This window comes from Clostridium sp. JNZ J1-5 (assembly GCF_053901425.1).
The window spans coordinates 836,094-849,681 of record NZ_CM132773.1; the positions used below are offsets into that span (position 1 = coordinate 836,094).

The 13,588-nt window shown below is 31.6% G+C and carries 11 protein-coding genes and 1 pseudogene; all 12 read right to left on the bottom strand.

Annotated features, from left to right (window positions below):
- Nucleotides 1-16: 16 nt before the first annotated feature.
- A complete protein-coding gene (larB, locus tag ACWW38_RS04165) occupies nt 17-763 on the bottom strand; it encodes a nickel pincer cofactor biosynthesis protein LarB (protein ID WP_456259552.1) in 747 nt (248 codons plus the stop codon).
- Between the two features lies 1 nt (nt 764).
- Nucleotides 765-1,574: an ATP-dependent sacrificial sulfur transferase LarE gene (gene larE, locus ACWW38_RS04170; RefSeq protein ID WP_456259553.1), complete on the bottom strand. Its 810-nt coding sequence runs from the start codon at nt 1,572-1,574 to the stop codon at nt 765-767.
- A pseudogene (gene larC, locus ACWW38_RS04175) lies at nt 1,567-2,942 on the bottom strand (nickel pincer cofactor biosynthesis protein LarC). The gene larE and the pseudogene larC overlap by 8 nt, the downstream one beginning before the upstream one ends.
- 44 nt (nt 2,943-2,986) lie before the next feature.
- Nucleotides 2,987-3,712 carry an energy-coupling factor ABC transporter ATP-binding protein gene (locus ACWW38_RS04180; protein WP_456259554.1) on the bottom strand — a complete coding sequence of 242 codons (726 nt, stop codon included), beginning with the start codon at nt 3,710-3,712 and terminating at the stop codon, nt 2,987-2,989.
- Between the two features lie 37 nt (nt 3,713-3,749).
- Nucleotides 3,750-4,541, bottom strand: coding sequence for an energy-coupling factor transporter transmembrane component T family protein (locus ACWW38_RS04185; RefSeq protein ID WP_456259555.1), 792 nt, complete (start codon nt 4,539-4,541; stop codon nt 3,750-3,752).
- A 64-nt stretch (nt 4,542-4,605) separates the two neighbouring features.
- Nucleotides 4,606-5,595, bottom strand: coding sequence for a cobalt transporter CbiM (gene cbiM, locus ACWW38_RS04190; protein WP_456259556.1), 990 nt, complete (start codon nt 5,593-5,595; stop codon nt 4,606-4,608).
- 208 nt (nt 5,596-5,803) lie between these two features.
- Entirely contained in the window at nt 5,804-6,328 is a 525-nt protein-coding gene (locus tag ACWW38_RS04195) for an FmdE family protein (RefSeq protein WP_456259557.1), read from the bottom strand.
- Between the two features lie 218 nt (nt 6,329-6,546).
- Complete coding sequence (locus tag ACWW38_RS04200; protein WP_456259558.1) at nt 6,547-7,947, bottom strand: FAD-binding oxidoreductase; 1,401 nt, start codon at nt 7,945-7,947, stop codon at nt 6,547-6,549.
- A gap of 38 nt (nt 7,948-7,985) precedes the next feature.
- Nucleotides 7,986-9,203 (bottom strand): electron transfer flavoprotein subunit alpha, encoded by a 1,218-nt coding sequence (locus ACWW38_RS04205; protein ID WP_456259559.1) that lies wholly within the window; start codon nt 9,201-9,203, stop codon nt 7,986-7,988.
- A gap of 43 nt (nt 9,204-9,246) precedes the next feature.
- On the bottom strand, nt 9,247-10,035 hold the full coding sequence (locus ACWW38_RS04210) for an electron transfer flavoprotein subunit beta/FixA family protein (protein ID WP_456259560.1): 789 nt from the start codon (nt 10,033-10,035) through the stop codon (nt 9,247-9,249).
- A gap of 567 nt (nt 10,036-10,602) precedes the next feature.
- On the bottom strand, nt 10,603-12,258 hold the full coding sequence (locus ACWW38_RS04215; RefSeq protein WP_456259561.1) for an L-lactate permease: 1,656 nt from the start codon (nt 12,256-12,258) through the stop codon (nt 10,603-10,605).
- Between the two features lie 511 nt (nt 12,259-12,769).
- On the bottom strand, nt 12,770-13,474 hold the full coding sequence (locus ACWW38_RS04220; protein WP_456259562.1) for a FadR/GntR family transcriptional regulator: 705 nt from the start codon (nt 13,472-13,474) through the stop codon (nt 12,770-12,772).
- Nucleotides 13,475-13,588: the final 114 nt, after the last annotated feature.

Below are 13,588 nucleotides of genomic sequence, written 5' to 3' on the forward strand. Positions count from 1 at the left end.
TTTTTAATACTGTGTACTACAACTTATTAATCATACTTGCTAAATATCCTGCTCCAAAACCATTATCTATATTTACTACACTAGTTCCGCTGGCACAGCTATTTAACATAGAAAGTAGTGCTGAAAGTCCTCCAAAATTTGCACCATAACCTACGCTAGTTGGCACTGCAATGACAGGCTTATCTACAAGACCTCCTACCACACTTGCAAGAGCTCCCTCCATGCCAGCAACAGTAATAACCACTTTTGCACCTCTTATAATGTCTAATTTACTAAAAAGTCTATGTATTCCTGCCACTCCTACATCAGTAACTCTCTCTACTCTGTTTCCTAATATTTCAGCTGTAATAGCTGCTTCTTCTGACACAGGCAAATCTGATGTCCCTGCTGTAACTACGGCAATGTAAGAATTGGTTAATTGTATATCTTTCTTCTTTACTGTAATAGTTCTTGCAAGTTCACTATACCTAGCTTCTGGACAAATTTCTTTAACTGCCTCATACATTTCTCTAGTAGCTCTTGTGCCTAAAATATTACTATCCTTTGTGTTCATAAATTCTACAATACTTTTCACTTGATCCACGGTCTTCCCTGCACAGTATATAACCTCTGGATAACCTACTCTCATTTCTCTATGATTATCTATTTTTGCAAATCCTAAATCCTTGTATGGTAGATCTTCAAGCTTTGTTGCAGCTTCATCTACTGTAATAGTTCCGTCTCTAACTCCATCTAAAAGTTTTTTCATTTCATCAGAGTTCATCTTAACTCTCCTTTACTATAGTTTCATTAAGACTGCCTGTTCTATAACCTTGTATATCTAATGATACATACTTAAACCCAAAACTTTTAAGTTTATCTGAGATTTCATCTAAAAGCCCTAAGTTGAATAATTTTGTCATATCCTCCCTTGGAACTTCAATTCTTGCTAAATCCCCATGACATCTTACACGTACTGCTAAAAATCCCCTGTCCATCAAATATCTTTCGGCATTCTCTATTTTACGAAGCTCTTCTTCCTTTATCTCATTTCCGTATGGAATTCTTGATAGTAAACATGCATAAGCTGGTTTATCCCATGTTTTCAATCCTAATCCCTTTGATAGTTCCCTAATTTCCATTTTAGTTAACTCATTTTTAAGTAACGGACTTTTAATTTGAAGTTCTTTTAATGCTCTAAGTCCAGGTCTATAGTCTTTTGTATCATCAAAGTTTGTTCCATCTACCACGTATTTATATCCATTATTCTTTGCAAATTCACTTATCATAGTAAATACAGCCCTTTTACATAAATAGCATCTATCTTCAGGATTATATTTGATTTCATCCATTACTACAGGAACTTCTAAAAACTCATGTCTTATTCCTATTTCCTTAACTAACTCCTTTGCCTCTTCTATCTCCCATTTAGGAATATATGGAGAAACTACTGTAAGGGCTGCAGCTTTATCTCCTAGTGCTTCCTTTGCTGCTCTAAGTAAGAAGGTACTATCTACTCCTCCTGAAAATGCCACTACTACACTTTCTAACTCCTTAAGATACTGTAAAAGATTAATGTATTTTTCATTATTCATCTTTAGCTTCCTCCTCTATATTCCTGTAAACTTCGTTATATACACTGTTTATTGATATGCAATTTTTCTTTGCAAGTTTCTTACAATCATCATATTCTGGTTTTAGGTTAACTAATTTACCTTTGTAATAGGATTTTTTTATTTTAACTTCACCATATATGGTATCTACTCCTTGAAATTTTCTATTAAGCTTTGTTCTTTTTACTTTGTATTCTCTAATACCAATAGATGTAGTCTCTTTAAATACTATTTCTTTTAGCTTTTCTCTATCCTCTTCCCTACACATTATGTTTAAAATGACTCCAAATCTATCTTTTTTCATAAGAATTGGTGTTCTATAAACATCTAAGGCACCTTCATTAAAGAGAACTTCCATGGTATAGTTATATATCTCTGGATTCATATCATCAATATTGCACTGAAGTATATAAACTTCATCATTTTCTATATCATCTTCATTTAACTCTCTAGTTTTTTTTTACCTAAATAAACTCTAAGTACATTTGGAATTTCAGTATCTCTTCCACCAACTCCATAAGCTGCTTTTTCTATAATAAAGTCCACATTGTTAGTAAACTCATCTACATTTGCCGCTAAGATAGCTGCTCCTGTTGGTGTGGTTGTTTCAAATGGGACAATCCCAGACTTAACCGGAATTCCTTTTAATATTTCTACTGTAGCAGGGGCTGGTACTGGGATTAAGCCATGTGCACATTTTACAAAGCCTCCACCAAGTTCTATTGAAGAAGCCATAATTTTATCTACTTTTAAATAATCTAAACATATTGCAGCTCCAACTATATCTACAATAGAGTCTATAGCTCCTACTTCATGAAAATGAACTTCATATAGTGGTTTACCATGTACTTTTGCTTCAGCTTCCGCCACTTTTATAAATATATTTAAGCTGATTTTTTTTATGTTTGCGCTTAATTCGCTTGAATTTATAATATTTTCAATATCCTTAAGATTTCTATGTATATGATCACTACTATGGTGGTGGTGATTGTTCACCTGCTGATGTTGGCTATGATCATGGCTATGACAGTGATCATGAGTGTTATGGTCATGGCAGTGCTCTTCATCATGGTGATGATGATGTTCATGGCAATGCTCTTCTAAACTACCATGATCATGATTATGTTCTTCATCATGACAATGATCATGTCCTTTTAAAATCACATCTACTTTAGTTCCCTCAATTCCTTTTCTACTTTCTCTTCCAACTTTTATTTCATATTCATTATTTAAACCTAATTTTTTAAGTTCATTTACAAGATAATCTGCATCTACTCCTAAATCAATCATAGCTCCTAGATTCATATCCCCGCTTATTCCTGCAAAACAATCATAATAAAGTATTTTCATCTCTATCACCAATCCTTATCCTATAGTTATTTCTATATAAAACATTACTTTATATTGTTATCAATTAAAAATTTTTCATCACTTATCACATTTTTATATTCATCATCTCTAATAACCTTATGTTCCTCTGAAAAGACAATTGCCCTTTTAAAAATTCCCTCTACATATTCAAAATCATGAGTAGAGCATATTATTGTTTTTCCTGCTGCATTCAATTTTATCATAAGTTCTCTTAAAAACTTTTTTCCCTTTGGATCAATTCCATTCATAGGCTCATCTAATGTTATTACTTCTGGATTCATAGATAAAACACAGGCTATAGCCACTCTCTTCTTTTCTCCTCCACTTAGGTTATAGGGGGCCTCATGTTTTATCTTTTCTATATTTAAAAGTTTAAGACAATCATAAACTCTTTTATTTACTTCTTCCTCTGAAAAACCCATTTGCCTGGGCCCAAATGCAATTTCTTCGTAAACTGTTGAACAAAATAGTTGAGTATCCGAATTTTGAAATACAAACCCTATTTTTTTGTGAAAACACTTTGAAAGCTCACTATCATTCAATTTTTTTTCTGTAATTTCATTGCTTTCAAAATAATAATTTCCTTTCTGAGGAAAAGCAATTCCATTTAAAATTTTTAAAAATGTAGATTTTCCACTTCCATTTGGTCCAATTAGAGCAATAGCTTCTCCAGATTGTATTTTAATATTAACATCACTTAAAGCTTCTCTATCCCTATATTTAAAAGTAACATTTTTTAATTCAATCATGACTTGTCCTTTCTAGCTTTTTTACTTATTTAAAGATTTAAATTACTATAAAAGCTACTATAAATGCTATATTCACTATACAATATATAATATCATATTTATCTGCTTTAAAACCTACCAAGCTTTTATATTCTCCAGTAAATCCCCTGCATTCCATAGCAGAGAACATCTCTTCTCCCATTTCTTTTGATTTCAAAAATAGGTTTCCCATTAATCTAGATAAGGAATTATATTTTTTATTATTTTTACCTATTGATCTAAGTTTTAAAGCGTAAAGCATATTTAGTGAATGTTCTCCAAGGATTACAATGTACTTAATTGTGATTTCCATAACCCATATAAATAAATCTGGAATAAATAGAAGCTTTAAAGCCTTAGTAATATGTTCCCACTTTGTAGTATAAGACAATATATTTACAGAAAGTATTGTGGAAGCTACTTTTATAAGAATTAAAGCACTGTTTATTACATTTCCAGATAATAGGGATGGAATTAACATAATTAATGTAAAAATAGGGATTACAAAACTTATTAATAAAATATCTTTTATTTCTTCCTTCTCTAAGGTAATAATGCAAGTTAATAAATATATATATAAAGCTATTATGAATGCAAAATTTCTAGAAAGAGCTAATAAAATAATATTTATAAATGTAAACACCACTTTTAACGTTGCATTTAATTTATAAAAAGGTCTAGTACTGTAGTTTCCTCTTCTTTTAATTCTTCCCAATATGTTGATAATAGAAAAAATACTTCTATCTACAAATTTTTCTTGATCCTTTATGGGAGTATACTCATCCTTTTGAAAAAGCCATTCTGTCTCCAATATATCACCTACTTTAAATTATCACTATCCTTATAAAATATACAGATAGTGATAATTATTAATTTTAATATGGTATATTACTATTATTCTTCTTTATTTTTTTCATGGTAAAAAGCTTTATTACAACTAATATTAATATTACACCAATTATAGCCGATAGTATATATCCTGTCCTTTCTGAGAGTCCAGCTATGGAATAATCAGGCATTAATGATTCAAAGCTAAATCCTTCTTTCATGCCTTTAGGTATAAATCCAGTTAATTCTTTTATCTCTTCGCTGCCCCATTCTCCCCAAGCAGTTCCGCTGGCTAAAAGCCCTAATGGCACAAAAGCAATAAGAGCTAAAATTAAAGCATAAACAGACTTATGACTACTTTCTCCTTCACCTTCATATATAGATGATGGAGATACTTTTTTAACATAACCATAAACAGCCGCTGTAACTACACCTTCCATAATTCCAGCTACTAATAAATGAGGTATTAGCATAGCTGGTATAGAAACATTTAGACCATATGGACAATATATAGGCGATCCCACTGCATCTTTAAAAAGCAAAGGTTGAATTCCAAACTCTACAGCTGTTAAAAGTGCTGCTATATTAAGTGACACATAACCCGCAACAAATGCAGCTATGTACTGTGCCTTTTCCCCCTTAAACTTAGAGCCTATAAATTTATATATATAATATCCTACAAAAGGCATTACAAAAGCCATATTAAAACAATTTGCACCTAAAGCAAGTATACCACCATCTCCAAAAAATAGAGCTTGAATTGCAAGAGCGATAGTTACCGCTATTACAGCTGCATATGGTCCTAATAAAATAGCCACTAAAGTAGCTCCTACCGCATGTCCCGTAGTTCCTCCAGGTAGTGGAAGATTAAACATCATAATTAAAAATGAAAAAGCCCCGCAGATACCTAGTAATGGAATCTTCTTTCTCGGTAACTCTTTTTTCACTTTTGAAACTGCCCTTTTCCAAACCGGAATCATTGCAGCACCAACAACTGCACAGGTTGATGGACTTAGATAATTATCTGGTATGTGCATTGTCATCTCTCCTCGTCTTTTAATTAATATATTTCATCAATTATTGCGCTAGTTATAACCAACGCAATATTTATGCCAAGTCGTAAAAAGCCTATTTAAGCCATTTTGACATAAAAAAATATATAAAGATTACAGTTTAGTCTCATTTAGAGAAAGTATATTCTCAAAGTGAGAATATACTTTCTCTTATTCTCACTTTGAGAAGCATCTACCACCCTCTTGAGTAATCTTTAAAACAATCTAGACACACCTTTTTTCCATTCATTATTCTCATCCTATTTTCAGCTGTCTTTTCTCCACATATTTCACAAGGAATCGAATCAAATATTACTGCCCTCTCTGGAATATCAAAATTAGGATGCTTATAGTCAAATAACTCATCTGCCTCAGCATTTAATATATACTCCAAGAACACTTTCTTATCTTCTATTCTTGGAAAGTTTTTAAATACAATTCTTACACTTTCTCTAGATTTTCTATTAAAAAAACTAAAGGCAAACTTTCCTCTATTTCTATAAACAATATTTCCTTTTCCAAAGCTGCATCCCATCATAACTTGAATTGCATCTACAGCACAGGCATCATTTTCTGTAACACAAACTATTTCTTCATCCCTTGAAAATTCTATCCCCATTTTTTCTTTAACAGCTTCACATACTTTAAAACCTATTGCTAAACCAAGACATTCATGCCCATGGAAGTCAACACATTTTTTCCACAACCCCTCATTCATAAAAATACCTCCAAAATCTTATAGATATATTAACCTAATATGTTTGCTCAATAAATAATATTCCTATAGAGGCATAGAGTATATCCATTATACAATACTCAGGTGATTTTTAAGAATAAGAAAAATAAGGGGACGGTTCTATAATATTTAAAAGATCCAGTGGTTAATGCCTCACTGGATCTTTTAAATATTATAATTTATTGGGTAATTGGGTAAGCTTATTCACAAACCTTTCCAGGATTTAAGATGTTTTTAGTATCAAATGTTGCTTTAATACCTTTCATTATTGACATATATTGATCTCCATATTGATGGAACATATACTCTCTCTTTGCATATCCTATTCCATGTTCTCCTGATACAAGTCCTCTTAATTCTTCTGATTTTTTGTACATGCAATCAAATACTTCATTTAATTTCTTCTTCCAAGTTTCTTCATCCATATCATCTCTGCAGATATAAACGTGTAAGTTTCCATCTCCAGCATGACCAAAACTTGGTATTCTAACATTGAATTCTTTTTCTAATTCATGAGTGTATTTAATGAAGTTTGCAACTTGATTTCTTGGAACAACAACATCGCATTCATCTATTTCAGATGTGGAAGCCTTAATAGCTTCAAGGAAGGCTCCTCTAGCTGACCAAACAGATTCCTTTCTTTCCTCTGTATCAACTATAAATACATCTAGTGCACCTGAATTCAAGCATAAATCTGCTACTGTTGCATAATCTGCTTCTACTTGAGCAGCGCTATTGCCATCAAAAGTTAATAAAAGATATGCATCTGATGAATTATCTGGGAACTTCTTGCCTAAGAATTCTTCTGCAGCAAGAATTACTTCTCTTTGCATAAATTCTATAGCAGTTGGTACTGCCTTTGATTTTATTATCTTTGGCACCATTTCAATGGCACTATCTATATCTTTAAATGGTATAAGCAAGCTTATTGCTTTCTTAGGTAGTGGTAATAATTTCAATATTGCTTTTGTAACTATTCCTAGCGTACCTTCTGAACCTATTATTAAATCCTTTAAACTATATCCTGAACTATTTTTAACAACCTTTCCACCTAATTCTAAAACATCTCCGTTTGGTAGTACTACTTCAAGTCCACGAACATAATCTCTTGTAACTCCATATTTAACAGCTCTCATACCGCCTGCATTAGTGCTAATATTTCCTCCTATTGTAGCACTCTTTTCACCTGGATCTGGCGGATAGAATAAGTCATGTTCTTCAACAAATTTAGATATTTCCATTAGAAGTACACCAGGTTCTAGTGTTAATGTTAGGTTTTCTTCGTCTAACTCTAATATATGATTCATTTCAGTAGTTTCAATCATTATTCCTCCTTGTAGTGGAACTGACGCTCCAACAAGGCCTGTACCTGAACCCCTTGCTACTACTGGAATGGTCTTTTCATAAGCATACTTCATTATTTTTGAAATTTCTTCTGTAGTATGAACTCTTACTAATACATCTGGGTAATTACTTATCCCTCCTAATTCATCATGGCTATAATCTTCACTTATTTCCTCACCATATAAAACGTTTTCTTCACCAACTATAGATTTTAAGAATTCCACATCTTTAGAGTCTATCTTTTTATATTCGCCCATATTTGTAACCTCCCATTTTAGTGACTATTTCGAATTTTCTAAACAGTTGCTGCCACCTGTTCTAATAAACTTTCGCCTTTAGCCATTTCAATTAATCTAGGAACTATTTCATAAATGTCTCCAACTAATCCGTAGTGTGCAACGTTAAATATTGAAGCATTAGGGTCATTATTTATAGCTATTATAGTTTCTGAATTATTCATACCAGCTACAAATTGCACTGCACCTTGTATACCCACAGTAATTATAAGTTTTGGCTTTACAGTTCTTCCGCTAAGACCTATTTGTTGTTTTGCATCTATCCATCCTGCTTCAACTAATGGTCTTGTTCCTGCAATTTGTCCACCTATAGCATCCGCTAATTCCCTTACTAATTGCATGTCTTTTTCTGACTTAATTCCTCTTCCTGCAGCTACTATTACTTCTGCATCTGAAATACTTACTTCTTTTTCTTTCTTAGTAATTTTAAGAACTTTTATATTAGATTCAAATTTGTCTTTTTCAATTTTGCAAACTGTAACTTTTCCATTAGCTTCACTTGTTCTTTCTGGTGCTGAGAATATCTTATATCTAACTGTAGCAAATTGAGGTCTATTATTGCTGCATATAATCTGAGCCATAATATTTCCACCGAAAGCTGGCCTTATTTGTACAAGATCTGTATTCTCTTTCATATCAAGTATTGTGCAATCTGCTGTAAGTCCAGTTTTAAATCTAGCAGCAATTCTTGGTGCTAAGGATCTGCCAACAGTTGTAGCTCCAACTAGTATTGATGATGGTTTTACTTTATTTATAAAATTTTCAAAGGCTGCTGTATATGGCTCTATTCTGAATTCTCCTAAATTTTCATAGTCATATACAAAAACTTCATCTACTCCATAGTGTAATAATTCTTCTGCTTTATCTTTAATATTGTGTCCTATGAATACTGCGTATACTGGGTGGTTGATTTTAGCAGCAAGTTCTCTTCCCTTTCCTATTAATTCATAAGTTACAGGATGAATATTTCCCTCTACATGGTCTACATACACTGCAATACCATTCCATAGACTTTTGTCTACCTTTGGTCCTTCTTCTTCTACAAATTCAACTACTCCCTTAGGTCCTTTTTTAACACACAATTTACACATTTTACATGCAGCTGTTATTTCAACTTTTCCGTTACTTTCCTCAATTGCACCAAAAGGACATATTTTAACTAATTCATCTATAATTTCTCTATTTAATTTGTCTTCATGAACCAATAGCTTTCCCATTATAATTCCTCCTCTTAATTTACAAGCCCAGTTTTATAATCTATTAAACAAATTTAAGTTCTTTTAGCTTGTTAAATAGTTTTAAAGTTAATTCTTCTCCGCTTCCTTCCCACATTTCTTTATCTGTATTAACCTCTGGAGGGAATATTCTTTCAACTTGAGTTGCTGAACCATTTAGTCCGTAATGGTTTTCATTCTTGTCCTCAAAATCTGCTAAGCTGAATACTTTTATTTCTTTGTCCTTAGTATCCAATTTTTTCTTATAGGATGGTAGCCTTGGAGTATATATATCTTTTTCTACTGTTATCAAACAAGGAAATTTTATTTCTTGAATTTCAACTGTTTCTGCCATGTCCATTTCTACTGTTATAGAATCATCTTTAATTTCAATTACTCTTCTTACATTGGCAACATGCGGTATTTTCAAATATTCTGCCATTTCAGGTCCAACTTGAGCTGTATCTCCGTCTGTAGTCTGCTTTCCGCAAATTATAAGATCAGGACTTCCTGTCATTTTAACTCCTTGAGATAATGTGTAAGCTGTAGCTAAAACGTCGGCTCCTGCAAATTTCCTATCTGAAAGTAATGAACCTTCATCAGCCCCCATCATAAATGCTTCCTGTATAATTTCCTTAGATTGAGGTGGCCCCATAGTAATTACATTAACTTTTCCACCCTTTTCTTCTCTAATTCTAAAAGCACTTTCTAATGCATATAAATCATAAGGATTCATTTTTGAATCAATGCCATCTCTTTTTAATACCCCTGTAACTGGATCTACTTCAACTTTGCTTGTTCCTGGAACTTGTTTTATACAAACTAAAATTTCCATACTTAATCCTCCTATATCCTCAAAATATTAACTTCATCTGGTATTATGGTCATACCTCTTTGTTTAATGGTCAGCCCTATAGATTATAAAATGTACCAAGGTTAAAATTTTAGATATATACAACTAATGTGGTAAGACCAGTTCTTTAAATACATAATAGCATACTACTTTATAACTTTCTATTATAGTTAACTTATTAACATATAATAATTTTATCTAAAATTTGTAATTAATCATCTTAGTAGAGTATTTATAAATATTCTAAATATTTTTAATTATAGATTTATTATAAAAAAATTTTTTACAGTAGACTAAATCTCTATTTAATGGTTAAATAATTATCAAATCCTGTTAATAAAAATACTTATTTTAAGTAAATAGTATGTCCTTATGTAAGCTTAAAATTTATCTTGATAAATAATTTATTAATCTATATTACAAAATAAAATGCACTATAAACAAAATAGTTAAGAGAAGCAAAGTCTCTTAACTATTTTGCATGAACAGATTTAGAATTATTTTCAATATTATAGGTCATCAACAATCTATTAAAATATAGCCTATATATTAGAATAGATTTGGCATGAACAGCTTAACAACTATTATAGCTACTATTCCAGATAATAATCCATACACAACACATATCTTAATATTATTTTTAATTACTTTACCTTCCTTACCTACAAGTCCAACTGTAGTTAGAACAGATACTACATTATGAACACATATCATATTTCCTGCAGCTCCACCTACTGCTTGTAGTGCTAATGTAGAAATTGTTGGTATTCCTACTTCTTTTGCTGCACTAAATTGCAATGCACCAAACATTACATCTGATACAGTGTTACTTCCAGATACAAATGCACCTAAAATACCAACTATAGGAGCAACTAAATACCATCCACCTCCAACTATCATAGATGCAGTTTTAGCCATAACTATAAGCATTGAATCATTACCTGCTGCTGCTCCTGAATTCATCATAATATAAGTCATACCTAATGCAAAGAATAGAGCTATAGCTGATGGTTTTATTTGTTTTAATGTATCCTTCCAACATTTTAAAGCTTCTTTTCTATCCATTCCATGCATAAATGGAATAATTAATGCAACTAGCATAAATGGAATAACTCCTGGATTATATAGTGGTGTAATACCTTTTGATATGGATGTTCCTAAAATATTTGCCCATTCTATACTCCACGCTTTTAGTAATGGAGTAATTCCTAACCATTTTAGACGTCCAAGTAGTAGCAATATACCTATTAATATATATGGAGCCCATGCTTTAGATGCACTTAATGGTTTAGCATCTACTGGTCTACTACTTCCAGCTTTAACTTCTCCCTCCCAATCTTCTTCCCATTGATCATGAGGTTTAAAATCCCAATTAGTTTTAGGAGTACAAACGCCTTTTTTAACCAAAGTTATAAATACTGGTATAGCTATTAATGCCCCTAGCAAGGATGGTAATTCAGGTCCTACAAAATTTGATATTAATACTTCTGGAATAGTAAATACTAATCCACCAAGTAAAGCTAATGGGGCAACTTCTAATCCTTTCTTTATACTTTTATCAATTATTAAAGTCATAGTACAAACCATGGCAAGAGGAATAAAAGTACCTATACAGAAATGTAGTATTCCTGCAAAACCTCCTATTTCACCTAAAAAACCTATAAAATCTCCCTTATATCCTCCAGCTATAACTATGTCTTTTAAATTTCCAAAGCCTCCAATTATAGGTGTACCAACAGCACCAAAACTAACTGGAGCACTATTACCTATTAGTGCAACCATTGCTGCCACTAATGGTGGAAATCCTAAACCAACTAATAATGGTGCTGCTACTGCTGCTGGTGTACCAAATCCAGCTGCACCTTCGAAAAATGCACCCATTAAAAATCCTATTATAATAACTTGTACTCTTCTATCTGTAGAAACGCTGGCCATAGATTCGGCTATGCCATCTACTCCTCCACTTTTTCTCATAATTTGTAATATAAGTAATGCGCCATAAATTATAAGAAGTATATCAATAGTGTTAATGGCTCCACTTATAGCAGCAGCAGTAATCCACTTAGCTGGCATTTTCCAAAATACAGCAGCTATTATTAGTGATGTTACAAAGCCTACTGGCATGGCCTTTGTAGATGGCCAGTTCCTAGCTATCATTAATACTCCAACAAATAATATAGGTATAAAGGCTATTAGTGCTAACATATTTTACTACCCCCTAAAATTTTGTATTGCTTAAGTTAAAAATAAATCCTAACTAAAACCTTTACATGTGAGTATCTATTCGCCTCCTTTTATATTAATAAAGAGATAAATTTAGAATTACGGTATGCACATATTAAATTATGTAACCTTTGGTATGACCATATTTGGTCATACCATCTTACAAAATTATTTTATCATACTGTTCGAAATATTTACACAATTGTTATTTAATTAACATATACAAATTTTGAATTAGTTCCCATTCCAAAGCTATACTATGCATGTATAGCTTTTTTAAATTTTTAAATTTTCTTACTAATCCATTATAATATGTTAATTATATATCAACTTTAAAATAGCATAACCTAGGATTAAAAACTATAAAACTCCTCAAATTAGCCTTAATTGAGAGCATAGCTCAAATAATAAATTTATTATAACCACTGTTGCTTTTTTTATAACTTATTTGGAAATAAAAAATAGAACTGTTATCTTAACAGCTCTATTTTTATTAATTATACTTTGTCATCAATATTAGATTTTCATTTATCAATTCCATATGCCTTCTCATAGCTTCTGCAGCTTCACCTGGATTATGATTTTTAAGAGCATTCCATATTTTTTCATGCTGAAAATCAATGTCATCTTTGTGTTGATTGCTAATTATTCTCTTTCTAGCATCCCTTATAAAAGAATCCATAAGTATAGAAACGGTATTTAATATGTTAACTATTAGAAAATTTCTTGAAGCTTGAGCTATTTTATAATGAAATTTTGTATCATATGTCACTCTCTCTTCTTCATTATCTGAACTTTTCATTTTGTTTATTAAATCTAACATATGATCTAATTCCTCATCTGTTATTTGTTTTGCTGCTAGTGCAGCAGTTTCTATCTCTATAACTTTTCTAAGCTCAAATATTTCTTGCACTTTACCTTCATTTAACATAAACATAATAGAGAGAGGTTCCAATAAGCTATTTTCAAAAGAACTTCTTATAAAATTACCCTCACCTTGCCTTGATTCTATAAGTCCTATTATTTCAAGAGATCTTATTGCTTCTCTAATAGAAGCCCTACTTATACCTAATTGCTCAGCCAAATCTCTTTCAGAAGGTAATTTATCGCCTTTCTTTAAAGTTCCGTCTGCAATCATACCTTTAATTTGTTCAATTACTTGTTCATATACTTTTGTATTTTTTATAGGAGTAAACATAGCACTCCTCTCCTCTCCAACCCTAAAAGATTATTAAAGTAAATTTCTATATCTCATTATATAATTTTTGGGACTAATTGGTCAATGTTTACTACAAAATTATATATAATTAGT

What these genes read in the sequence shown, in the direction of transcription:
- ACWW38_RS04180 (WP_456259554.1), bottom strand. Translation starts at nt 3,712, where the DNA reads ATGATTGAATTAAAAAATGTTACTTTTAAATATAGGGATAGAGAAGCT.
- ACWW38_RS04210 (WP_456259560.1), bottom strand. Translation starts at nt 10,035, where the DNA reads ATGGAAATTTTAGTTTGTATAAAACAAGTTCCAGGAACAAGCAAAGTT.
- larE (WP_456259553.1), bottom strand. Translation starts at nt 1,574, where the DNA reads ATGAATAATGAAAAATACATTAATCTTTTACAGTATCTTAAGGAGTTA.
- ACWW38_RS04205 (WP_456259559.1), bottom strand. Translation starts at nt 9,203, where the DNA reads ATGGGAAAGCTATTGGTTCATGAAGACAAATTAAATAGAGAAATTATA.
- ACWW38_RS04215 (WP_456259561.1), bottom strand. Translation starts at nt 12,258, where the DNA reads ATGTTAGCACTAATAGCCTTTATACCTATATTATTTGTTGGAGTATTA.
- ACWW38_RS04195 (WP_456259557.1), bottom strand. Translation starts at nt 6,328, where the DNA reads ATGAATGAGGGGTTGTGGAAAAAATGTGTTGACTTCCATGGGCATGAA.
- ACWW38_RS04220 (WP_456259562.1), bottom strand. Translation starts at nt 13,474, where the DNA reads ATGTTTACTCCTATAAAAAATACAAAAGTATATGAACAAGTAATTGAA.
- larB (WP_456259552.1), bottom strand. Translation starts at nt 763, where the DNA reads ATGAACTCTGATGAAATGAAAAAACTTTTAGATGGAGTTAGAGACGGA.
- cbiM (WP_456259556.1), bottom strand. Translation starts at nt 5,595, where the DNA reads ATGCACATACCAGATAATTATCTAAGTCCATCAACCTGTGCAGTTGTT.
- ACWW38_RS04200 (WP_456259558.1), bottom strand. Translation starts at nt 7,947, where the DNA reads ATGGGCGAATATAAAAAGATAGACTCTAAAGATGTGGAATTCTTAAAA.